Genomic DNA, 22523 nt, shown 5'->3' on the forward strand with positions numbered 1-22523 from the left:
TGGGGTGTTCAATACGCGGCGAGCGTCCGGACCGCCGTCACGACCTTGTCGACGGTGGGGATCACCCGCTCCTCCAGCGCGTCCGCGAACGGCAGGGGAACGCACTCCCCCGCCACTCGCCGCACGGGAGCGTCCAGCAGACCGAATCCCTCGTCGGCGACGACCGACACGAGGGTGGCGCCCCATCCGCCCTGATACGGGTTCTCCTCGACGGTCACGAGCCGCGAGGTCCTGGCGAGGGAGGCGAGTACGGTGGCGACGTCCAGCGGGACGAGACAGCGCAGGTCGACGACGTCCGCGTCGATGCCCTCCGCCGCGAGCCGTTCGGCGGCCTTCAGTGCCACCGGCACCATCGAGGCGAGCGCCACGAGCGTCACGTCGGCGCCTTCGCGTACGACGGCCGCGCGGCCCAGCTCGACCTCGTGCCCGGGCGGCGCGGGCGCTCCCTTGGTGGCCAGCAGCCCCTTGTGCTCGAAGAAGACCACGGGGTCGTCGCTGCGGATCGCCGCCGCCATCATGCCGATCACGTCCGCGGGCGTCGAAGGTGCCGCGATCTTCAGCCCGGGGACCGTCAGCGCCCAGTTCTCGGTGGCCTGCGAGTGCTGCGCACCGAAGCCGAGCCCGCCGCCGTTGGCGGTGCGCACGACGAGGGGCACGGTGACCTGACCGCCCGTCATATAGCGGACCTTGGGTATCTCGTTGGCGAGGTAGTCCCAGCAGCAGGCCAGGAAGTCCGAGAACATGATCTCCGCGACCGGCCGCATCCCGGTCATCGCGGCGCCCATCGCCGCGCCCACGATGGCCTGTTCCGAGATGGGCGTGTCCCACACCCGCTCGGGTCCGAACTCCTTGAGCAGCCCCACGGTCGTCTTGAAGACCCCGCCGGCCTCGCCGATGTCCTCCCCGAGGCACACCACCGCCGGGTCGCGCCGCATCTCCCGCGCGATGCCCTCGGCGACGGCCTCCCGGTAAGTGATCACGTCCGCCATGCGGCACCCCCGTCCGCCCATACGTCGGTGAGCGCGGTGTCCGGATCCGGCGCGGGCGCCGCCTTCGCCGCCTCGACCGCCCGCTCCACCACGTCATGCGCGCGTGCGTCGGCCTCGGCGACCGTCTCCTCGGCCACACCCAGCTCGACCAGCCGGCCGCGCGCGAGGTCCAACGGGTCGTGCTTGAGCCAGCGTTCGACCTCCTCGGCCGGACGGTAGGCGGCCGGGTCGGCGCGGCTGTGCCCGTAGTGCCGGTAGGTCTCGGCCTCCAGCAGGGCGGGCCCGTCTCCTGCCCGGGCCCGCCGGGCGAGACGCGCGACCGTCTCCTGGACGGCGACGACGTCGTTGCCGTCGACGACCTCACCGGGAATGCCGTACGCGGGCGCCCGGTCGGCTGCCGGGCGGGCCACCGCCGTGACGTCGGCGATCGGCGTGTACTCCATGTACAGGTTGTTCTCGCACACGAACAGCACCGGCAGTTTCCATACGGCGGCCAGGTTGAGCGCCTCGTGAAAGGCACCGATGTTGGTGGCGCCGTCACCGAAGAAGGCGACCGCGAGTTGTCCGGTGCCGCGCATACGGGCCGACCAGGCGGCGCCGACCGCCATCGGGAGATGGGCGCCGACGATCGCGTAGGAGCCGAGCATGCCGGTGGACGCCTTGGTGAGGTGCATGGAGCCGCCCTTGCCGCCGCACAACCCCGTGGCCCGGCTCATGAGTTCGGCCAGGCACTCCTCGGGCGTGGCGCCCCGGGCCAGCGCGTGGTGGTGGCCGCGGTAGGTGGCGAAGACGTAGTCGTCCGCGCGCAGGGCGGCACTCGCGCCGACGGCGATCGCCTCGTGCCCGGCCGCGAGATGGGTGGTGCCCTTGACCAGGCCGGACAGGAAGAGGTCGTGGGCGGCCTTCTCGGTGCGCCGGATGACGGCCATCTGCTCGTACCGGGTGAGGAGTTCGACCGCGTCCATCAGCGCGTTCCGTCCGCGAAGCCGGTGTTGAGGTGGGACTGCGCCTCACGCCGGGTGTTGAGCTCACCGCCGACCGTCCAGTACTTGCGTCCCGCCACCAGCAGTTCCTCCGCCGGGAACTTGGTGATGACCTCACAGCCGTCGGCCGTGACGACCAGCTCCTCCTCGATCCGGGCGGCGGACCAGCCGTCGGCGGCGGGCCAGTAGGTCTCCAGCGCGAACACCATGCCCTCTTCGAGGACTTCGGGGTGGTCGAGGGAGACCAGACGGCTGAAGATGGGCTTCTCCCAGATGGACAGGCCGACGCCGTGGCCGTACTGGAGGGCGAAGGCGGCCGTCTCGTCGGCGAAGCCGAACTCCTCGGCGCGCGGCCAGACCTGGACGATGTCGGCGGTGGTGGCGCCCGGCCGGACCAGGGAGATCGCCTCGTCCATGTACTGGCGGCAACGGACGTAGGCGTCGCGCTGGGCGCGGGAGGCGCTGCCGACGGCGAAGGTGCGGTAGTAGCAGGTGCGGTAGCCGAGGTGGCTGTGCAGGATGTCGAAGAAGGCGGGGTCGCCGGGGCGGATCAGACGGTCGCTGTAGACGTGCGGGTGCGGTGAACAGCGCTCGCCGGAGATGGCGTTGACGCCCTCGACGTACTCGCTGCCGAGGTCGTAGAGGACCTTGCTGACCACGCCGACGCATTCGTTCTCCCGCACGCCGGGGCGCAGATAGCCGTACAGCTCCTCGTACGCCGCGTCGACCATCGCGCAGGCCTGGGTGAGCAGGGAGATCTCGTCGCCGGTCTTGAGGCGGCGGGCCTCCAGGAAGACCTGCTGGCCGTCGACGACGTCGATGCCCTCGGCGCGCAGGGCGGCGAGGACGGGCATCTCGGCGACGTCGACGCCGAGGGGTTCCTGGGCCAGGCCGTGCTCGCGCAGCTCCGCGGCGATCTTCCGGGCGACGTCCTCGGCTATCCCCGCGTCCGGGTGGAAGGCGCCGCGGAGGGTGGAGATGCCGGCGCGGGCGCCGGTGGGCGGGCCGCCCTTGCCGTCGCTGTAGTCCAGCCAGGGGTTGTAGAGCTGGTGGTGGCGGGCGGCGGAGCCGAAGTCCCAGACGACGGGCTCACCGCCGCGGGTCAGCAGGGCGAAGCGGATCAGCTTGTCCATCGCCCAGGTGCCGATGTGCGTGGCCGTCATATAGCGGATGTTGGCGAAGTCGAACGTCAGCAGCGCACCGAGCTCGGAGCGGTTCAGCTGATCGTTCAGCCGGGACAGGCGCTGTCTGCGCAGCCGGTCCAGGTCGACGCGCTCTTCCCAGTCGACGGCATTGGGCCCGAATGTGCGGATCGCCATGGCGACCACCCCCGATTCGGAGTGAACGACTGCCCGCCGGAAGTGTCAAGTACTACTGAACACACACCATACGCCGACGGCCGGTTCCCCTCCATCGTTGCGGTAGCGGTGCGGGGTCGTCGACTCGAAGCACACGGCGTCGCCGGGGCGCAGCGTGTACTCGTCGAAACCGAGGGTGAGGACGAGTTCGCCCGAGGTCAGATACCCGTACTCGCTGCCCGCGTGCCGCATCAGGCCGCCGGAACTGGAGGAGGAGCCACCGGGCCGGTAGGTCACCATCAGGTAGTCGACATCCGCGCCGGGCACATGGCCGAGACGCTCCCACACCACCCCGGAGTCCAGCTCCAGCGTCTCCCGCTCCTCCGGCGTGACCAGCGGACCGATACGGCGGCCCGGGTCGGCGGCGAAGGCGGCGAGGGCGTGCAGGACAGTGCCGGGGCCGGCGGCGGCCGCGCCCTGGGGTGCGGATTCCCGTGCCTCGAAGAGGGACTCGACGGAGATGCCGAGAGCTGTCGTGATCGCGTACAGCGTGCTGACGGACGGCTGGCTCTTGCCCGTCTCGATCTGCGACACCAGGCTCGCCGACACCCCGATCTCCCGGGCCAGGGCACGCAGGCTCAGCCCGCGGTCCTGACGCGCCTGCCGGATACGCGCACCGACGGGCGGGGCGGCGGCTGGTGACACGGACGGCTCCTCTCCTGGCTGTACATGTGCAGTTTCATTGAACAGCCAACGGTGGGCACAACGCCAGGGCGGCCCGGATCCTGCCCCGCGGTCAGCCGCCCGGGCGGATCAGCCCGGCCAGGTAGCGCCACAGCGACGATCGCCGACGGATGGCCTGGTCCGCTGCTGCGTCCGCCACGGGCGCCGCGGCTTCCGGGGGCGCAGCCGGCACATAGCGCGCGGTCTGCGCGGCGAGTTCGTAGCGCACCGGCAGCGAGCGCAGCCCCCGCATGAACGGCGAGGAGCGCCACGGCAGTTGGTCGACCGGGAGGGCGAGCTCCAGGTGCGCGAACCGTTCGAAGACACGGCTCACGCCCGCCGAGGCGATCGTCGAGGCCAGTTCGCGGGCCGGGCACTGACGAGGGCCCGCCCCCCAGGACAGGTGCGCCCGGCTGCTGATGGTGGAGGAGCCCGGTGCGGTCTGCCCGGCGAACACGGGGTCGGCGTGCGCGGCGGCGGCGGAGACCCAGACGGGGTCCCCGGCCCGGATGGTGTAGTCCCCGAGCCGCATGTCCGCGGACGCGAACCTCGGCACGAAGTTGACCAGCGGCGGCTTGCGCATCACCACCCGGTTCATGGTCTCCCGGACCATCCCGGCGGACAGGACCGTGCGCACTCCGCCCTCACGTTCACCGGAGATCACTTCGACCACGGTGTTGGAGATGAGGATGCCGACGTGGTCGGAGGTCATGCCGAGCAGCATGAACAGCTCCCGGGCGAGCTCGTCGACCGAGAGGTCCGGATGGGCGGCCAGCAGCAGGGAGGGGAAGTCGTCGCCCGGTTGCTCCTTCTTCGCGGCGGCCAGCTCCGTGAGCGTCTCCAGCAGCCGCGCCAGGGCGGGTTCGGCATCCGGGCCCGCGTCCAGCACCCGCCACATGTCCATCAGGGCGTCGTCGGCCTGCGAGCCGGGGAACCCGAGCAGATGGCTCGCCGCCATCAGCGGGAGTGGACGGGAGAACTGCGCCGACAGGTCGGCCAGGCCCGTGCCGCCGCCCTGGGCGAGCAGGGTGATCAGATCGTCGGCGTAGGTCGTCACGGCCGCCTTCAGCCGCTTGGCCTGCGGTTGGCGCGGGTCCTGGAACGGCCTCAGGGCGGCGTCCCAGGCGGTGCGCAGCGTGCGGTGGCCCGAACCACCCTGGATCAGCACATGGTTGACCTCCAGGGAGGGCGCGAGCGGCCAGTCGGCGGGCACCCGGCCCTCCGACCGGGCCCGCCAGTTCTCCAGGCCCTTGGGCCAGCCGGCGTCGTCGTGCAGCACCTGGAGCGACTCTCGGTAGCCCAGCACGAGCCATGCAGGCACGCCCAGCAGGTCGACCGGGGCGACCGGGCCGTGGCGCTGTCGCAGCCGCTCGTAGACGAGCGCGGGCCGTGTCTCGTAGTCCCGGGTCAGCAGGGGTTCCGCGGCCAGGTCCTCCAACCGCGCACCGCCGTGCGCCGGCTCCTCCTCGACCAGATGGAATTCCATGGTGCTGCCGCCCCCTTCGACACCGCTTGCAGCGGCTTCGCCCTGTGCGTGGATGCGGATCGCGGGGGACGCCACCTCAGGCACCCCACGCGTCACGCGACGAGGGTACTCGTCGGTAGCAACGACGTCGGAGCGAGCCCGACCGACGTTCCGCCGGGCCCCGTCACGCGCCCTTCTGCTGGGGCCGTTTCCGGGACATGCTGATCATCGGACGGCACAATGGCGGCGACGGCCGCGGGCGCGCGAAGGAGCAGAGTCGTGAGCGAGAGCCAGACCACGCCGGGCAGTTCGCCGAGGCTGAACACCTCCGTGGCGCACAACGCGCGCGTGTGGAACTACTGGATCGGCGGCAAGGACAACTACGAGGTCGACCAGCAGGTCGGGGCACAGGTCGCCACGATGTTCCCGGTGATCCGGGACATCGCCCGCGCGGACCGCGAGTTCCTCGGCCGGGCGGTGCGGTTCCTCGCCGGCGAGGGTGAGGTGCGGCAGTTCCTCGACATCGGCACCGGGCTGCCCACGGCCGAGAACACGCACGAGATCGCCCAACGCATCGCGCCCGAGGCACGGATCGTGTACGTCGACAACGACCCGATCGTGCTCGCCCATGCCCGCACACTGCTGACCGGCACCCCCGAGGGCGGCACCGCCTACATCGACGCGGACGTCCACGACCCGGACGCGATCCTCGAACGCGCGACACGGAGCCTCGACTTCACCCGGCCCGTCGCGGTGATGATGCTGGGCATCCTCAACTTCGTGCTGGACACCGAGAAGGCCCGGGACATCGTGCGCCGCGTCATGGACGCCGTCCCCTCCGGCAGCTTCCTGGTCCTGACGCACCCCACCTTCGACGCCGACCTGGGCGGCGAGGGACAGATCCCGGCGATGAAGTTCTGGAACGAGAACGCCACGCCACCGATCACCGCCCGCAGCCGCGCCGAGATATCGGCCTTCCTGGAAGGGCTGAAGCTGCTCGACCCGGGCATGGTGCCGTGCTCCCAGTGGCGAGCCGGCCCCGACCTGCCCGCCGCGGTACCGCAGTTCGGTGCGGTGGCCGTGAAACCCTGACGTGGCCGCACCACCCCGACCCGGGCGCCGAGCCCGCCGAGGAGAACGTATGACCACCCTTGCCGACCCCGTCCCCGGAGGACGTCCGGGCGATGTCGAGCGGGCCACGGCGCTGAGCGGGGAACTGTCCGGCCGGGGTGTGCACGGCATCGTGCTGGCCTACGTCGACACGGCGGGCATCGGCCGGGTGAAGGCCGTCCCCACCGCCAAGCTCGCCTCGGCGGCGGCCTGGGGCGTCGGAATGTCGCCGGTCTTCGACACCTTCCTGGCCGACGACTCCATCGTCTCCACCGACGTCCTCGGCTCGCCCGACGGCGATCTGCGCCTCTACCCCGACCTCGATCAGCTGGTCGCCCTCGCCGGGCAGCCCGGTTGGGCATGGGCGCCGGTCGACCGGATCACCCAGGACGGCGAGCGCCACCCCGGATGCAGCCGCACCTTCCTGCGCCGGATCGTGGCGGACGCGGCCGAGCGGCACGGCGTCACCTTCCGAGCGGCGATCGAGATCGAGTGGGCGGTGGGCCGGGGTCCCACGGCCGACGGCGAGTTCGTGCCCGCGGTGTCGGGTCCGGCGTACGGGGCGGCCCGTCAGGTGGAGCTGAGCGACTACACGGCCGACCTGCTCGCGGCGTGCGCGGCGCAGGGCGTGGATGTGGAGCAGGTCCATCCCGAGTACGCGGCCGGGCAGTTCGAGATCTCGGTGGGCGCGCTCGACCCGGTGGCGGCGGCCGACCGCAGCGTGCTGGTGCGGCAGACGGTCCGGGCGGTGGCGCAGCGCCACGGGCTGGTCGTCTCGTTCGCCCCGGCCGTGTTCGCGCAGGGCGTCGGCAACGGCGGCCACATCCACCTCTCCGCCTGGCGCGACGGCGCGAACCTGCACTCCGGCGGCGCGGGCCGGTACGGCATGACGGCCGAGGCGGAGTCCTTCGCGGCCGGGATCCTGGCCCGTCTGCCGGCGCTCACGGCCGTCACCGCCCCGAGCCCGGCGAGCCGTCTGCGACTCCGACCGTCCCAGTGGGCCGGGGTGTTCACCACCTGGGGCCACGAGACCCGCGAGGCGGCCGTACGCGTCGTCACCGGCACGGCAGGCCTGCGCGACCAGGCGGCGAACCTGGAGGTCAAGCCGGTCGATCTGGCCGCCAACCCGTATCTCGCCCTCGGCTGCGTCATCGCCGCCGGACTGGACGGGGTGACGTCGTCGGCGCCCCTGCCCGAGGAGATCACCGGTGACCCGGCGCGACTGGGCGAGGCGGTCCACCGGCTGCCCACCTCGCTGGCGGAGTCGGTCGAGGAGTTCCGCAAGGACGAACAACTGCGCGCCGCGCTGGGCCCGGTACTCGCCGACGCGGTGACCGCCGTACGCCTCGGGGAGATCGCGGCGGTGGCCGGACTGGACGACGAGCGGATCGCGGCGGCGTACCGCTGGAAGTACTGACATGGGCGCCGTCCACGAGGAACTCGCCGCGCTGCCACTGTTCGACCACCACTGCCACGGCGTCGCCACCGCCGATCTCGACCGGGACGGCTTCGAGTCCCTGCTCACGGAGGGCGAGCCCTGGCCGGGCAGCTCCCCGTTCGACACACCCGTCGGAGTGGCCGTCCGCCGCCACTGCGCTCCCCTCCTCGACCTCCCCCGGCACTCACCCGCCGACGAGTACGTGGCCCGGCGGGCCGAACTGGGCCCCCGCGACGTGAACCGCCGTTTCCTCACGGCCGCGCAAACGGATGTGCTCTGCGTCGACACCGGATACACCCCGGACCGGCTGACCACTCCGGCGGAGCTGGCCGAGGCGGCGCGAGCCGACGCGTACGAGGTGGTCCGGCTGGAATCCGTCGCCGAGGAGGTCGCGGCCGAGGGGGTCGAACCGGACGCGTACGCGCGCACGTTCCGCGCGGCCGCGCAGGAGGCGGTAGGGCGTCCGGGCGTGGTGGCGGTGAAGTCGGTGGCCGCCTACCGCACCGGCTTCGACCTCGACCCGGCCCGTCCGACAGAGGCGGAGGTCACCGCGGCGGCCCGTCAGTGGCTCGCCTCGGAGGGCCGGCTCGATCACCCTGTTCTCGTACGCCATCTGCTGTGGACGGCCGTGGAGTTGGGGCTGCCCCTCCAACTCCACACGGGTTTCGGCGACAACGACCTCCGACTGCACCGCGCGGACCCCGCCCGTCTGACCGACTGGCTGCATCTGACGAGTGGCACGATCCCCGTCCTTCTGCTGCACTGCTGGCCGTATCAGCGGCAGGCCGCCTATCTGGCGGCGGTGTTCGAGCAGGTGTACCTCGACGTGGGGCTGACCCTGCACCACGTCGGGCCCGTCCGGGCCCGGGCGATCCTGGAGGAGGCCCTGGAAATCACCCCGTTCCGCAAGCTGCTGTACAGCTCCGACGCCTATGGTCTGGCCGAGTTCTATCTGCTCGGCGCGCTGGCCTTCCGCCAAGGGCTGGCCGGGCTGTTGCAGGACCGGGTGGACGCCGACGAGCTGAGCCCGCCGGACGCCCTGCGCATCGCGCGCTGGGCAGGGCGGGACAACGCCCGCCGGGTCTACCGGTTTTCCGCCGACTCCTGAAAGTATGATCAAGCAATGTCTGACATGACCGAAACCACGCCCGGTTGGCTCTCCCCCGACGACCTCGAGTCGGCGCGCGCCCGCATGCCGATCCTGTACGTGGAGGCCGTGCCCGTACGCATCGACGACAGCGGCGAAGTCACCAGCATCGGCCTGCTGCTGCGCATCGGACCCGACGGGACGGTCAGCCGGACTCTGGTATCCGGCCGTGTCCTCCACCACGAGCGGGTGCGGGACGCCCTCCTGCGTCATCTGGAGAAGGACCTCGGCCCGGTGGCGCTGCCCCGCGTCCCGACCTCCCTCCAGCCGTTCACGGTCGCCGAGTACTTCCCCACGCACGGCGTCACGCCGTACCACGACCCGCGTCAGCACGCGGTCTCGCTCGCCTACGTCGTCCCGGTCAGCGGCGACTGCCGGCCCCGCCAGGACGCCCTCGACCTCGTCTGGTTCAGCCCGCAGGAGGCGCTGTCGCCCGCGGTGCAGAGCGATATGCCGGGCGGACACGGGGTGCTGCTGAAGCAGGCGCTGGCGCATGTGGGCTGCGTGATCTGAGCGGTCATGTCCTTCGTCGTCGTCGGCGCGGGAGTGGTGGGCGCGTCGGTGGCGTACCACCTGGCCCGGCGTGGTGCCGAGGTGACCCTGATCGACCGTGGCCCCGGACCGGCGGCGGGCGTGACCGGCGCCTCCTTCGCGTGGATCGGCGGCTTCGGCGGCGACTGGCCGGGGCGCGCCCAGGACCTGCGCGGCTCGGTCCTCGCGGACTACCGGCGCCTCGAAGCGGAGCTGCCGGACATCACCGTGCGCTGGACGGGTTCGCTGAGGTGGCCGAACGCGCCCTTGGGCGAGGGCCAGTACGAGGTCGGGCGCGACGAGATCCGGTCACTCGAACCTGCTCTGCGCACTCCCCCGGAGCGTGCCGTGCACACCCCGTCCGACGGAGGCGTCGACCCCGTCGCGGTCACCGGGGAGCTGGTGCGCGGGGCACGGGCGCTCGGCGTGCGGACCGTGTTCGGTGCGGGTGAGGTGTCCTTGCGGGGCGCCACCGGGAGGGTCGACGGGGTGACGACCACCGCGGGCTTCCATCCCGCCTCGACCGTGGTGCTGGCCGCCGGCACCGAAGTCACCTCGCTGGTCGCGCCCCTCGGGATCGAGCTGCCCGTCACCGCGTCCCCGGCCTGTCTGGTGCGGCTGGAGGCGCCGCCGGGGCTGGTGCGCGGGATCGTCGCGGGGCCGGACTTCGAGGTGCGGGAGGTGCGGGAGGGGCGGCTGCTGATGACCGTTCCGGGGACGGCCGGGCTGGGCGTGAGGGCGCTGCGTTCGGCAGTTCGCGGCGCCGAGGGTTGCCGGGTGCTGGACAGCCGTATCGGACTGCGCCCGATGCCGGCGGACGGACCGCGGATCGGATACGTCACCTCGGACAGATCGCTCTACGTGGCCGTCATGCACTCCGCCGTCACCCTGGCCCCCACGGTGGGGCGCCTGGTCGCGGAGGAGCTGGCTTCGGGGGCTCCGGAACCCCGGTGAATCAGTCCCCGTACTCCCCCAGCCGAGGAGTACCTGGGGAGCGGACCATCGGCAGCCGCCGACGGTCCGCTCCTTCGCGGGCCGGTCCACCACCGTGCCCCGACACGACACGAAATTAGAACGATTCGTTTTCTTGAATCGTTCGTGTTCTTGAGGATAGGTTCTGCTGCATGACCGCATCCCAGACTCCGAGCACGGCCGATGAGCTGCGCGGTGCCGGAATGCGGGTCACGGCCGCCCGCGTCGCGCTGCTCGAGACCGTTCGGCACGGTGATCACCTCGGGGTCGAGGCGATCGCCTCCGGGGTCCGTGATCGCGTCGGCCATGTCTCCCTCCAAGCGGTGTACGAGGGCCTGCACGCGCTCACCGGGGCGGGACTCATACGGCGTATCGAACCGGCCGGCAGCCCGGCCCGGTTCGAGGGACGCGTCGGCGACAACCACCACCACGTCATCTGCCGGACGTGCGGGGTCGTCGCCGATGTCGACTGTGCGATGGGCGAGGCGCCCTGTCTGACCGCGTCCGAGGACCACGGCTTCTCGATCGACGAGGCCGAGGTCATCTACTGGGGCCTGTGCCCCGCCTGTTCCACCACCACAAGCAGCAGCTCCTGAGCACCAAGATCCACCCCGTCCGGAAGGATTCCCATGTCTGAGAACAACGCCACAGAAGGCAAGTGCCCGGTGGCGCACGAGCGCGCCGCGCACCCGACCCAGGGTGGAGGCAACCGCCAGTGGTGGCCGGAGAGCCTCAACCTGAAGATCCTCGCCAAGAACCCCGCCGTGGCGAACCCCCTCGGCGAGGAGTTCGACTACGCCGAGGCCTTTGAGGGCCTCGACCTCGCGGCCGTGAAACGGGACATCGCGGAGGTGCTGACCACCTCGCAGGACTGGTGGCCCGCCGACTTCGGCAACTACGGCCCGCTCATGATCCGTATGGCCTGGCACAGCGCCGGTACGTACCGCATCAGCGACGGCCGCGGTGGCGCGGGCGCCGGTCAGCAGCGCTTCGCCCCCCTCAACAGCTGGCCGGACAACGGCAACCTGGACAAGGCCCGCCGTCTGCTGTGGCCGGTCAAGAAGAAGTACGGCCAGTCCATCTCCTGGGCCGACCTCATGGTCCTCACCGGCAACGTCGCCCTGGAGACGATGGGCTTCAAGACCTTCGGCTTCGCCGGTGGCCGCGCCGACGTCTGGGAGCCCGACGAGGACGTGTACTGGGGCCCGGAGCAGGTCTGGCTGGACGACCAGCGCTACACGGGTGACCGCGAGCTGGAGGACCCGCTGGGCGCGGTCCAGATGGGCCTGATCTACGTCAACCCGGAGGGCCCGAACGGCAACCCGGACCCGATCGCCGCGGCCCGCGACATCCGTGAGACGTTCCGCCGGATGGCGATGAACGACGAGGAGACCGTCGCCCTCATCGCCGGTGGCCACACCTTCGGCAAGACCCACGGCGCGGGCCCCGCGGAGAGCGTCGGCGTCGAGCCCGAGGGCGCCCCGATGGAGCAGATGGGCCTCGGCTGGAAGAGCAGCTACGGCACCGGCAAGGGCGGCGACGCCATCACCTCCGGTCTCGAGGTGACCTGGACCACCACGCCGACCCAGTGGAGCAACGGGTTCTTCAAGAACCTCTTCGAGTTCGAGTACGAGCTCACCCAGAGCCCGGCCGGTGCGAACCAGTGGGTGGCGAAGAACGCCGAGGCGATCATCCCCGACGCGCACGACGCGTCGAAGAAGAAGCTCCCGACGATGCTCACCACCGACCTCGCGCTGCGCTTCGACCCGATCTACGAGCCGATCTCGCGGCGCTTCTACGAGAACCCGGACGAGCTCGCGGACGCCTTCGCCCGCGCCTGGTACAAGCTGACGCACCGCGACATGGGCCCGATCCAGCGCTACCTCGGCCCGGAGGTCCCCTCCGAGGTGCTGCTGTGGCAGGACCCGCTGCCGGCGCGTGCGGGCGAGGTCATCGACGCGGCCGACATCGCGTCCCTCAAGACGCAGATCCTCGGCTCTGACCTGTCCGTCCCGCAGCTCGTCTCCGCGGCCTGGGCCTCGGCCTCCTCCTTCCGTGGCAGCGACAAGCGCGGTGGCGCCAACGGCGCCCGTATCCGCCTGGAGCCGCAGCGCGGCTGGGAGGTCAACAACCCGGACGACCTCTCGCAGGTGCTCCGTACGCTCGAAGGCATCCAGGAGTCCTTCAACGCGGCCGGCGCCAAGCAGGTCTCCTTGGCCGACCTGATCGTGCTCGCGGGCTCCGCGGCCGTCGAGGCGGCGGCCAAGGCCGGCGGTGTGCAGGTCGAGGTGCCGTTCACGCCGGGCCGTGTGGACGCCTCGCAGGAGCAGACGGACGTCGAGTCGTTCGCCGCGCTCGAGCCGAAGGCCGACGGCTTCCGGAACTACGTCGGCAAGGGCAACCGCCTGCCGGCCGAGTTCCTGCTGACCGACAAGGCGAACCTGCTGACGCTGAGTGCCCCCGAGATGACCGCCCTCGTCGGTGGTCTGCGTGTCCTCGGCGCCAACGCGGGCCAGTCGAAGCACGGCGTTCTCACCGCCCGCCCGGGCACCCTGACCAACGACTTCTTCGTCAACCTGCTCGACCTGGGCACGGAGTGGAAGTCGACGTCCGAGGCGCAGGACGAGTTCGAGGGCCGTGACGTCGCCTCCGGCGCGGTCAAGTGGACCGGCACCCGTGCCGACCTGGTCTTCGGCTCGAACTCCGAGCTGCGTGCGCTCGCCGAGGTCTACGCGAGCGACGACGCCAAGGAGAAGTTCGCCAAGGACTTCGTCGCGGCGTGGGCCAAGGTCATGGACCTGGACCGGTTCGACGTCTGAACCCGTTGAGTACGGCAGCCGGGCCGGCCCGTGTGGTCGGCCTGGCTGCCGTGTTTTCGGGCGCTCATCGTCCGCCGACCAGTGCGGTGTCGGCGCCGACGGGGCCGAGGCCGGTCGCCCCGCCCGGCTCGCCCAGCGGGGCGTCACGGCCGGGCAGGGGCTCGTCGAAGAAGCGGCGGTTGTCGGCCCGGTGCTCGGGGTCGGCGAGCCGGTCGACGGCGATGGCCTGCTCTGGACAGGCCGTCTCGCAGGCACCGCAGTCGATGCACTCGGCCGGGTTGATGTACAGCTTGCGCTCGCCCTCGTAGATGCAGTCGACGGGGCATTCCTCGACGCAGGAACGGTCCATGATGTCGACACAGGCCGAGCCGATGACGTAGGCCACGTCAGTTCTCCTTCTCTGTGGAGTGTCCGGGGAAGAGCGCCGCTTCCGGGTCGATGGCGGTGGCGGCGTTGTTGACGGCGGTGGCGACCTCGCCGAAGCCCACGGAGATGAGCCGGACCTTGCCGGGGTAATCGGTGATGTCCCCGGCGGCGTAGACCCGGGGCAGGTTGGTGGCCATGCGGGTGTCCACGGCGATCCGCCGGGCCTGGAGGGTCAGCCCCCAGTCCTTCAGGGGGCCGAGGTCGGCGATGAAACCGAGGGCGGCCACCACGGTGCGCGCCGGGAGCAGCCGGGTGGCCTTCGTCGTACGGTGCCGGATCTCGACCTGCTCGACGTGCGACTCCCCGTACAGGGCGCTCACCTCGGAGTCGGTGATGATCTCGATGCCGAGGGTGCGGACCTTCTCGACGCTCGCCCGGTGCGCGCGGAACCGGTCGGTGCGGTGCACCAGACGTACGGAGCGGGCGAGCGGGGCGAGGGTCGCGGCCCAGTCGAAGGCGCTGTCGCCGCCACCGACGACCACGACGTCGTGGTCCGTGTGCGCCGTGGGTTCCGGAACGAAGTAGACCTGTCCGCGGTCCAGGTAGTCCTCGCCGGCCGGGAGCGGCCGGGGCGTGAACGTGCCCACACCGCCGGTGACGACGACCGCTCCGGCCCGGACCGTGGTCCCCCGGTCACCGCGGACGACCGGCAGGCCGTCGGGTCCGTGGGTGAGCTCCGCCGCCCGTTCACCGAGGATGTAGCGCGGGCCGTACGGCTCGGCCTGGGCGACGAGGTTCGCCACCAGGTCGCGGCCGCGCACCGCCGGGAAGCCGGCGATGTCGAAGATCGGTTTCTCCGGGTACATCGCGCTGATCTGGCCGCCGCACTGGGGCAGCACGTCCATGACCGCGACACGAAGGCCGCGGAAGCCTGCATAGTAGGCACCGTAGAGGCCCGCGGGTCCGGCGCCGACGATCAGGATGTCCGTGTGCAGCGTGCGCGACTCGTCCGTGCTCGTCGGCACGTCGGTGAGAAGGCTCATGGCCGGGAGAGTAGGAGCCGTCCATGGTCCCGTCCCACGGGTTCGTTCCGGTGAGCAGGACATGTCGCTTAGCGGACCGCGCAACGGCTGGGAGCGTCTGCGGCACGAGAATTCCGGCCCCAGGAGTGCGGACATGCAGACAGCACGAACCAGCACCAGAAGCGCCCTCATCGCCGCCTGCGCGGCACTGGCTCTCACCACGGCCTGTACGGCGGGGACGACCGACTCGGCGGGGGTGTCGGCGGCGGGCAAGCCGACGGTACGCCTCGCCCTCGGTGTCGACGCCTCGTACGCTCCCCTCTATCTCGCCGTGGAGCGCGGCATGTTCACCAAGGCGGGCGTCAACGTCGAACTGGTGAAGACCGAGGGCGGTCCGGCGGCGTCGGAGGCCGTGTCGGCGGGCACCGCGCAGATCGCGCTGAACTCCGACTCCTCCGCCCTGCCACTGATGGTCACCAACCCCGACCTACGGGCCCTCGGCGTCTTCCAGTCCTCCGACCGCTACCTCAAGGTCGTCCTGCGGGACGGCATCGACTCACCGAAGCAGATCAAGACCATGGCGGCGATCGGCGGCCTCGGCCTCTACTCGACGCACCAGTACCTGCTGCACAACGGCATCGACCCGGACTCGGTGAAGATCCTGGAGAGCTCGCCGCCGGAGATCCCCGGGATGCTGGAGCAGGGCTCCATCGACGGCTACATCCTCTACGAGCCGTGGGCGTCGCGCGGTGACGCGGCCGGCGGTCACATCGCCGGGCGCATCGGTGACTTCGGGGTGAGGTACGTGCAGTGGGTGCTGGCCGACCAGAGCTGGCTCAAGGACAACGAAGACGTCGCCGGCAAGATCTTCAAGGTGGTGGCGGAGGCCGACAAGCTCGTCACCGACGACCCCGCCGCGGCGGCGAAGGCGTCGAACAAGCAGGTCAAGCTGCCCGAGGACCAGACGGTGAAGGTGCTGCCGGAGATCAACTTCGCCGCGCGCGGCATCACCGACGCGGACATCGCCGCGTCGCAGAAGATCGTCGACTTCTTCCTCGAACGGAAACTGCTCAAGCAGTCGCCGGACCTCAAGACCACCCTGCTCAAGGGCTGGTACGAGCAGCACGCCAAGTGAGTTCGACGTGCCCGGTGACGCACGGCACGTCGTCGTCCTTCAGGACGGAGACGTCCAGCGTCACCCGGGCTCCGTCGTCGCCGGGCTCGACCGAGCGCACCGTCGCGGTCCAGGTGAGCGGCTCACCGGCCACGGCGGTGGCCCGGTTGCGCCAGCTCACCGACGCCAGCTCGGCTTCGGGCCCGGCCCAGTCGAGGGCGTACCGGGTGACGCTCTCGCCGTGCAGGGTGGACTGGACGACGACATCCGGGAAGCCTTCGGACGCCGCGAACTCGGCGTCGTAGTGGATGCGGTGGGAGTTCCAGGACACGGCGCTGAACCGGAAGAGCTGCACTCGGCTGTGGGAGTAGGTGCGGGGCGGGCAGATCTGTCCGGCTGTGGGGGCACTCACGCGGCGGCCCCGCTGCCCTCGTCGCTGTCGGCAACCGTGTCAGGCAGGTCGAGGACGACGATCGTCTCGTCCATGGCCATGAGGTCCTCTCCGTGATCCGAGGTGAATCGGGTGGTGACACCGAGCAGCACGAACTCTCCGGACCGACCGCTGCGTCGGTCGGCGGAGGTGATGGCCCGGGCCGCGGTGACCCGGGTGCCCGCGACCGGTGGCAGGCCCGGCCGGACGGACTGGCCGCCGTGCACATGGCGTACCGGCAGACCGTCGGTGCAGGGCGCCTCGCGGGCGGCGAGCCCGTCGCGCTGCAGGGCCTCCTCGGTCGGGCCGTCCAGCCAGCTCAGCGTTCCGGCGAGGAAGAGGGGCGGGGCGACGACGGTCTCCCCGGCGGCCTCCTGCGCACGGGCCCGGCGGATGTAGTCGCCGTCGTTGAGGGCGGCGGCGTACCGGCAGAACTCCTTCACGCTCAGGACGCCGCAGTCCTCGCTCTCCCACTCCCCGATCAGCTTCCGTGCCCGGGCGAGCACCTCGTCCAGTGCCGCGCTCACCGCAGCGACCGGCTGATGCCGAGTGCCGCGGCGCGCAGCGCGACGGCGTGGCCCGGGGGGTCCATCCGGTAGGTGGGCGCGGTGATGGAGAGCGCGCCCACGAGCGTGTCCTGGCGGCTGAAGACCGGCACGGCCATGCTGGTGTAGCCGAGGCGGATCTCCTCGGCCTCCAGGGCGACGCCCTCCGCCCGGATCCGCTCCAGCTGGGCCCGCAGCCGCCCCGGCAGGGTCACCGTGTGGCGGGTGAAGGGTTTCAGCCCGTTCCTGACGACCTCGGCGAACAGGGCGGGCGGGGAGAAGGCCAGGATCGCCTTGCCGGTGGCCGTGCAGTAGAGCGGCAGCCGGCCGGCCACGCGGGACTCCTCGTTCAGCCCGCGGTGCGGGAAGATCTTCTCCAGGTACACGACGTCGAGGCTGTCGTGGATGGCGAAGTGGATCGTCTCCTGGGTGGCGAGCAGCAGGTCCTCCATGTACGGCTGGGCCACCTCGCGCAGGATGCGCTGGCGGTGCACGCGCTGGCCGATCTCGAACAGGCGCAGCCCGAGCCGGTAGTCGCAGCCGGCCCGCTCCAGGAGTCCCCACATCACCAGCTCCTGGGCGAGCCGGTGCACGGTGGCTTTCGCGACGCCGGTCCTGCGCACCAGCTCGGCGAGGGAGAGGCTGTCGTCCTCTGCGGTGAACGCCTCCAGGATCGGTCTGACCTTGCCGAGGACCGAGTTCATCGGGTCCGGGCCGGGAACCGCTTCCCGGGGAATCGCCGAGCCGGACACGGTGCGTACGGCGGGTACGGCGGGTACGGCGGGTAGGGTGCCGGCGCGGCCGACGGTGGTGACGGTCATGGGAAGAACCTCCCGGTCGATCCGTTGCCTTCCAGCTGCTGTCGGTGCCTGACAACTGCCTTTCGCAGAACGCGGCTCTTGGCTGAATCCGATCCCCTCACGGAATCACGGATTCCCTGATCAGGGCCATGGGTGGGGTTGTTAATTCGTGATGACCACGGCCCGGAGGGTCAGACTTCGGCCAGAAAGGCCAGGCTGAGCGGGTTGTAGCGGTCCGCCTTCTCGTGCTGCGGCCAGTGCCCGCACCCGTTGAACAGCTCCAGCCGGGCGCCGGGAATCGCGGCGGTGATGGCCTCCGCCTCCGGGACGTCCCCGAACGGGTTCTTGTTGCCCCAGACGACCAGGGTCGGCGCCTTGATGCGCGCCATCCGGTCCGGCCGGAGCAGGTTGCGCTCGCGCGTGTCCACCTCCTGGAGGGCCAGCAGATTGTGCAGGTTCCGCTGGAAGTCGGGGTGGTGGTAGATCTCGTAGCGGACCTGTGTCAGCTCCTCGCCGAGGTCGTCGTCCCACTCGGCCCACAGCAGCCGCAGCCGCTCCCGGGTGAAAGACACGTCGTCCTCCAGCGCGGCGGCCCGCGTCGAGGTCTTCAGCCGCTCCATCACCTGCGGGTTGATCTTCGTGCCGCCCATGCACAGGAGCTGGAGGGAGGCGACCCGGTCCGGATGCTCGCTCGCCGCCCAGGATCCCACCCAGCCGCCCAGCGACTCGCCCACGAGGTGCGCCCGCTCGGCGCCCACGGCGTCGAGGTACGACATCAGATGCTCGACGTACGCCGGGATCTCGCCCGGTCGGTCCGGCTTGCCGGTGTAGCCGTGGCCCAGCATGTCGATGGCGTGGCAGCGGTAGCCGGCCGAGGCGTGCGCCGGGATGTTCCGTACGAACGCTTCGAGGTGTCCGGTCGTGCCGTGCAGGAACACGACGTGCTCGCCGTCCTCGGGACCCGCTTGCAGGGCGCGGGTCCTGAAGCCACCGGTCTCGACGTACGCATGCCGGTAGTCGATGCCCGACAGTTCGGTCCAGATGCTCATGCGTTCCTCTCCTCGGGGTGTGCGGGGTCCAGGACGGCGACGGCCATCCCGGTGAGCCACTCGGGCATCGGCTCGTAGGCCAGCCGTCGGCCGGGGACATGGTCGAGCAGCGCGGCCATCAGCAGCCAGGTGCGGATCTCCTGCGCGCCGTTGCCCGCCGTCTTCTCCAGTTCCTCCGTGGTGAGGCCGGTGATACGACGGGTCTCGCCGCGCTCGACGAGGGTCAGGAACTCGTCGTCCCACTCGGGGTTGAGGGCGGCCTCGGCGGCCCGGATGATCTCGCGGCGCCGGGCGTCGTAGTCCTGCCAGTTCTCCCGGCCGTCGAGCCAGGCGCCGACCATGAACTCCTCGTCGTCGCCGTGCGGTTCGCGCCAGTCGGGCCAGGGCAGCCGGTGGGAGAGGCCGCCGGAACCGATCACGGCCACCGTGCGGTCATCGGGGAAGGCCAGCACGGCTTCCCGGATGGCACGGCCGAGTTGCTCGCTGCGCTCCAGGGTCGGCAGCGGGTGGGCGAAGACGTTGACGACGAGCGGCACGATCTCGACGTCGAGGCCGTCGAGGAGGTACTGGATGGCGTGCGACTGGCCGTGGTCGATCTGGAGGCGGGCGGAGAAGGCCGCGTCGAACCGCCCGCTCTCCACCAGGGAACCCGCGATGTGACGGGCGAGCGGCACATCCACCGGCTGGGGGCCCTTCGGGGTGCCGGACTCCCCGCTCGCGACGCATTCGCCGACGCCGATGGTGAAGCTGGGGATGAGGTCGAGCCAGAAGCCGCGGAAGTGGTTGGAGCCGACGAGGATCACGGTGTCGGGCCGGGCGGCGGCGAGTTCGTCGCGCGCGGCCTTCAGTGCGTCCCGGAACCGCTCGGCCCGGTCCTTGTGGAGGGTCTGGTCCCAGTGGGTGTTCATCAGCGTGCTGTGCGACGCGCCCACACCCAGGACGATCTCGGTCATACGGGTTCCTCCAGCTCAGTGCGCCTGCGGGTGACGGTGTCGACCGCCGTACGCACCAGATGGCGCGTCAGCTTCTCCATGGCGCTTACGGAGACGGTGTTCATCCCCCGGGCGAAGTCGATCTCGAAGGGCGCGTCCGTGACCTTCGGCATGCCGACCCGCACGGTGGGGATGCCGCGGCCGCGCAGGATGTTGGCGTCGGTGGCTCCGCTGTTGCCCGGGATCACCTCGTGCGCCCGGCCCTCGAAGGCCTCCCAACCCGCCATGGCCGTACGGCAGATCCAGCTGTCCGGGTCGGTCCGGGTGCCGGGGATGGCCAGGACCAGCTCGGCGGTGACGTCCCCCGGCAGCTTGTCGAGGGCGGCGAGGAACTCCCGTTTGGCCTGCATCGGCGTCGTGTCGGGGCCGATGCGCAGGTCCACGCGGAGAGTGCAGGCGGCGGGAGTGACCGCGGCCATGCGCGGCCAGCCGCCCCGCACGGAGGAGACGATGCCCTGCGGTGCGACGGTGCCGGCGGTGTGGCGCTCGGCGTACTCGACGAACCACTCCTCCAGATGCCGGGCGACCTCGCCGGCGCGGGCGATGGCGTTGTCGTACGGCAGGCGATGGCGTGAGCCGACGTAGGTGTGCGTGCCGTGGACCGTGACCTCGAACCAGACGAGACCGACCTCGTCCCACGAGACCGTCCAGCCGGGCTTGGCGATTACGGCGTAATCGGTCCACACGCCCTGCTCCAGGAGGAAAGAACAGCCCACGCCCTGGCCGGTGTTGAGCCTCGAGCTGCCCGAGCGGGCGTTCGTGGGCATGCCGCCCGCGCCGAACGCCGCGACCAGATCGCCGGTGAGCGGCAGGCCGGCGCGGGCGATCGCCTCGGCGGCCATCATCACGCAGGCGGCGTGGCCCTTGGGGTTGGAGGCGCCGAGACCTGTGACCAGATCGCCGTCCACCGAGGCCTTGGGGCGCATGTCGGCGCGCAGCTCCGGGCCGATCCAGGGGAGGTCCTCGCTCTCCTCCCCCACGGTGAGGGTGTCGATGGGCGCGTAGAGCATGAGGTCTGGGCCGGTGCCGTCGCCGCGCAGGCGGGCGAAGGCGTTGGCCTGCCGGTCGTCGAGGGGCTGGACCACGGCGTGCCGTCCCAGCGTGTCGGCGATGTGCGCGGCGAGTGGGGCCTCGTCTCCGGTCGGGCTCGGGATGTCGACGAGCCCGGTGATCAGCTCGCGCAGTCGGTCGCCGGTGACATGCCGCCAGGCCTCCTCGGTCCAGGCGCGCCGCCGGGTGTCGAGCCCCGCGAGTCCGTCGCCGGTCACTGGTTGATCCTGTGGACCTGGGTCATGGTGGTGCGCGCGAAGCGCTTCTTGGCCAGGGGGAGCCCGATGGCGATCGCGGCCCCGGCCAGCAGGGTGAGCAGGGTGCGGCCCATGGTCATGCCTTCTCTTCAGCAGGGGGGTTGGCGCCGGTCGCGGCCAGCTTCTTGCCGTACTCCTCCTCGCTGAGGTTCCGCCAGGCGGTCAGCGAGATGTCGGGGCGGTAGAGCTTCTCCGGGGGTGCGTCGGTGACGTCGACCATCCAGGCGTCCTGGCCGGAGAACTGGCCGTGGAACAGCCAGCGGATGGCGCCCAGGTACTTGGCGTAGAAGCGAAGCGTCTGCCAGCCCTCGGTGAAGTTGACCATCACGCCGACATAGCGGTGGTGGTCGGCGTCGACGGGGACGTAGAACTCGTAGTGGATGAAGTTCGGGTAGGCGATGCGCAGCACGCCCGGCATGGACAGGGACGCGAAGCCGGGGAACTCCTGGGCCTCGATGACCGGGTCGACCTTGTCCGGTTTGCCGGTGTTGCCGATGTTGAAGGTCTCCTTCGGCGGCTGCTTCTTCCACCAGCGCTTGTTGGACCAGTGGCCGACGCCGGGGAAGTCGGCCTCCCAGTGGACCTCGTCCTGGACACGGAAGATCCATCTGCCCTGGGGCACGACACGGGTGATGTTCCAGGTCGGCATCGGCTTGAACAGCCGCCACAGTGCCGTGCGGTGCAGGTACTTGGCGTGGCCCTCGTCGAAGCCGTTCTCGCAGGCGAAGCGCCAGTTGCCGCCGCGGGGTTCGATCCGGCCGCCCATCACGAAGCCGTTGCCGACGAGTTCCTCGGGCAGTTGTGTGTCGATGGGGTGGGGTTCCTCGTCGGCGAGGGGGATGTAGACCCACACCATGCCGAGGCGCTCCTCGACGGGATACGTCCGCACCGAGACCTTGCCGGTGAGCCGGCAGCCCGGCCCGTCGGTGATGACCGCGGCCAGCTTGCCGGTGGGCAGGTCGAAGGTCCAGCCGTGGTACGGGCAGCTGACGGTGCCGGGGAACTGCTGGTCGCCCTCGGAGAGCGGTACGCCGCGGTGCGGACAGCGGTTGTGGAGCGCGTACGCCGTGCCGCCGTCCCGGATCAGCGTGATCTTCTCGCCGCAGATGGTGAACGGGAGCGGTTTTCCGGTGATGTGGCTGGACCAGGTGACCGGGTACCAGTAGCCGCGGAAGCCTGAGCCCGCGGCGTCGTAGTGGGGCCATGACGTCCAGTCCTGCCGACCGGGCTGCCCCGTGGTGCCGCGCCCCGTCCGGCCCGTCCTCTTGGGGGCGGCCGAGCTCTCACCCGTCGTCATCGTGCGCGACCTCCTGCTGCCGTCGTCGGAACATGGCGTAGAGCTTCGGCCGTCGCACCGGGTCCGGCCACGGACCTGTTCCGCTGAGCAGACCGGGTGGCATCCGGCGGCATCCGAAGGCGGGGT

At 71.0% G+C, this 22523-nt stretch carries 23 protein-coding genes; 8 read left to right on the top strand and 15 right to left on the bottom strand.

The window, feature by feature from the left end; translation table 11 throughout:
* Window positions 1–8: 8 nt before the first annotated feature.
* The 5 genes from ACIHFB_RS14790 to ACIHFB_RS14810 all read right to left on the bottom strand — a co-directional run bounded on the left by ACIHFB_RS14790 (window position 9) and on the right by ACIHFB_RS14810 (window position 5479).
* Entirely contained in the window at window positions 9–989 is a 981-nt protein-coding gene (locus ACIHFB_RS14790) for an alpha-ketoacid dehydrogenase subunit beta (RefSeq protein WP_365285807.1), read from the bottom strand.
* Complete coding sequence (locus tag ACIHFB_RS14795) at window positions 977–1954, bottom strand: thiamine pyrophosphate-dependent dehydrogenase E1 component subunit alpha (protein ID WP_365285806.1); 978 nt, start codon at window positions 1952–1954, stop codon at window positions 977–979. Before ACIHFB_RS14795 ends, ACIHFB_RS14790 begins: the two co-directional genes overlap by 13 nt.
* Window positions 1954–3291, bottom strand: coding sequence for a M24 family metallopeptidase (locus tag ACIHFB_RS14800; RefSeq protein WP_365285804.1), 1338 nt, complete (start codon window positions 3289–3291; stop codon window positions 1954–1956). The genes ACIHFB_RS14795 and ACIHFB_RS14800 overlap by 1 nt, the downstream gene beginning before the upstream one ends.
* Window positions 3292–3336: 45 nt before the next feature.
* Complete coding sequence (locus tag ACIHFB_RS14805; RefSeq protein ID WP_365285802.1) at window positions 3337–3975, bottom strand: XRE family transcriptional regulator; 639 nt, start codon at window positions 3973–3975, stop codon at window positions 3337–3339.
* A 91-nt stretch (window positions 3976–4066) separates the two neighbouring features.
* Window positions 4067–5479, bottom strand: coding sequence for a cytochrome P450 (locus ACIHFB_RS14810; protein WP_365285983.1), 1413 nt, complete (start codon window positions 5477–5479; stop codon window positions 4067–4069).
* Window positions 5480–5737: 258 nt separating this feature from the next.
* Here ACIHFB_RS14810 and ACIHFB_RS14815 point away from each other — a divergent pair, with 258 nt between their 5' ends.
* The 7 genes from ACIHFB_RS14815 (at window position 5738) to katG (ending at window position 13475) form a co-directional block, all read left to right on the top strand.
* Window positions 5738–6550 carry an SAM-dependent methyltransferase gene (locus ACIHFB_RS14815; RefSeq protein WP_365285800.1) on the top strand — a complete coding sequence of 271 codons (813 nt, stop codon included), beginning with the start codon at window positions 5738–5740 and terminating at the stop codon, window positions 6548–6550.
* A gap of 49 nt (window positions 6551–6599) precedes the next feature.
* On the top strand, window positions 6600–7985 hold the full coding sequence (locus tag ACIHFB_RS14820) for a glutamine synthetase family protein (RefSeq protein ID WP_365285798.1): 1386 nt from the start codon (window positions 6600–6602) through the stop codon (window positions 7983–7985).
* Between the two features lies 1 nt (window position 7986).
* On the top strand, window positions 7987–9114 hold the full coding sequence (locus ACIHFB_RS14825; RefSeq protein WP_365285796.1) for an amidohydrolase family protein: 1128 nt from the start codon (window positions 7987–7989) through the stop codon (window positions 9112–9114).
* 24 nt (window positions 9115–9138) lie between these two features.
* The gene (locus tag ACIHFB_RS14830; protein WP_365285981.1) at window positions 9139–9666 is read left to right on the top strand and encodes an NUDIX hydrolase family protein; all 528 of its coding nucleotides are present in this window, start codon (window positions 9139–9141) and stop codon (window positions 9664–9666) included.
* A gap of 6 nt (window positions 9667–9672) precedes the next feature.
* A complete protein-coding gene (locus ACIHFB_RS14835; RefSeq protein WP_365285794.1) occupies window positions 9673–10638 on the top strand; it encodes an FAD-binding oxidoreductase in 966 nt (321 codons plus the stop codon).
* A gap of 170 nt (window positions 10639–10808) precedes the next feature.
* Window positions 10809–11252 (top strand): Fur family transcriptional regulator, encoded by a 444-nt coding sequence (locus tag ACIHFB_RS14840; RefSeq protein ID WP_365285792.1) that lies wholly within the window; start codon window positions 10809–10811, stop codon window positions 11250–11252.
* Window positions 11253–11285: 33 nt separating this feature from the next.
* Window positions 11286–13475: a catalase/peroxidase HPI gene (gene katG / locus ACIHFB_RS14845; protein ID WP_365285790.1), complete on the top strand. Its 2190-nt coding sequence runs from the start codon at window positions 11286–11288 to the stop codon at window positions 13473–13475.
* Window positions 13476–13539: 64 nt separating this feature from the next.
* On the opposite strand, the gene ACIHFB_RS14850 is transcribed toward katG, so the two are convergent.
* The gene (locus ACIHFB_RS14850; protein ID WP_365285788.1) at window positions 13540–13860 is read right to left on the bottom strand and encodes a ferredoxin family protein; all 321 of its coding nucleotides are present in this window, start codon (window positions 13858–13860) and stop codon (window positions 13540–13542) included.
* 1 nt (window position 13861) lies between these two features.
* The gene (locus ACIHFB_RS14855) at window positions 13862–14884 is read right to left on the bottom strand and encodes an NAD(P)/FAD-dependent oxidoreductase (RefSeq protein ID WP_365285786.1); all 1023 of its coding nucleotides are present in this window, start codon (window positions 14882–14884) and stop codon (window positions 13862–13864) included.
* 133 nt (window positions 14885–15017) lie between these two features.
* Between ACIHFB_RS14855 and ACIHFB_RS14860 the strand changes: the two genes are divergently transcribed.
* The gene (locus ACIHFB_RS14860) at window positions 15018–15998 is read left to right on the top strand and encodes an ABC transporter substrate-binding protein (RefSeq protein ID WP_365285784.1); all 981 of its coding nucleotides are present in this window, start codon (window positions 15018–15020) and stop codon (window positions 15996–15998) included.
* Here ACIHFB_RS14860 and ACIHFB_RS14865 read toward each other — a convergent pair.
* The 8 genes from ACIHFB_RS14865 to ACIHFB_RS14900 all read right to left on the bottom strand — a co-directional run bounded on the left by ACIHFB_RS14865 (window position 15967) and on the right by ACIHFB_RS14900 (window position 22397).
* Window positions 15967–16389 carry an acyl dehydratase gene (locus ACIHFB_RS14865; RefSeq protein WP_365285782.1) on the bottom strand — a complete coding sequence of 141 codons (423 nt, stop codon included), beginning with the start codon at window positions 16387–16389 and terminating at the stop codon, window positions 15967–15969. The genes ACIHFB_RS14860 and ACIHFB_RS14865 overlap by 32 nt on opposite strands.
* Window positions 16386–16934, bottom strand: a complete 549-nt coding sequence (locus ACIHFB_RS14870; RefSeq protein ID WP_365285780.1) for a MaoC family dehydratase N-terminal domain-containing protein — start codon at window positions 16932–16934, stop codon at window positions 16386–16388. Before ACIHFB_RS14870 ends, ACIHFB_RS14865 begins: the two co-directional genes overlap by 4 nt.
* Window positions 16931–17773 carry an IclR family transcriptional regulator gene (locus tag ACIHFB_RS14875; protein WP_400126969.1) on the bottom strand — a complete coding sequence of 281 codons (843 nt, stop codon included), beginning with the start codon at window positions 17771–17773 and terminating at the stop codon, window positions 16931–16933. Before ACIHFB_RS14875 ends, ACIHFB_RS14870 begins: the two co-directional genes overlap by 4 nt.
* A 170-nt stretch (window positions 17774–17943) precedes the next feature.
* A complete protein-coding gene (locus tag ACIHFB_RS14880; protein ID WP_365285778.1) occupies window positions 17944–18801 on the bottom strand; it encodes an alpha/beta fold hydrolase in 858 nt (285 codons plus the stop codon).
* Complete coding sequence (locus tag ACIHFB_RS14885; RefSeq protein ID WP_365285776.1) at window positions 18798–19754, bottom strand: catechol 1,2-dioxygenase; 957 nt, start codon at window positions 19752–19754, stop codon at window positions 18798–18800. Before ACIHFB_RS14885 ends, ACIHFB_RS14880 begins: the two co-directional genes overlap by 4 nt.
* On the bottom strand, window positions 19751–21061 hold the full coding sequence (locus ACIHFB_RS14890; RefSeq protein WP_400126970.1) for a M20 family metallopeptidase: 1311 nt from the start codon (window positions 21059–21061) through the stop codon (window positions 19751–19753). Before ACIHFB_RS14890 ends, ACIHFB_RS14885 begins: the two co-directional genes overlap by 4 nt.
* Complete coding sequence (locus ACIHFB_RS14895) at window positions 21058–21180, bottom strand: hypothetical protein (RefSeq protein ID WP_400126971.1); 123 nt, start codon at window positions 21178–21180, stop codon at window positions 21058–21060. The genes ACIHFB_RS14890 and ACIHFB_RS14895 overlap by 4 nt, the downstream gene beginning before the upstream one ends.
* A complete protein-coding gene (locus ACIHFB_RS14900) occupies window positions 21177–22397 on the bottom strand; it encodes a Rieske 2Fe-2S domain-containing protein (protein WP_365285772.1) in 1221 nt (406 codons plus the stop codon). The genes ACIHFB_RS14895 and ACIHFB_RS14900 overlap by 4 nt, the downstream gene beginning before the upstream one ends.
* Window positions 22398–22523: the final 126 nt, after the last annotated feature.

Source organism: Streptomyces sp. NPDC051963 (genome assembly GCF_044593495.1).
In the GTDB taxonomy this organism is placed as follows: domain Bacteria; phylum Actinomycetota; class Actinomycetes; order Streptomycetales; family Streptomycetaceae; genus Streptomyces.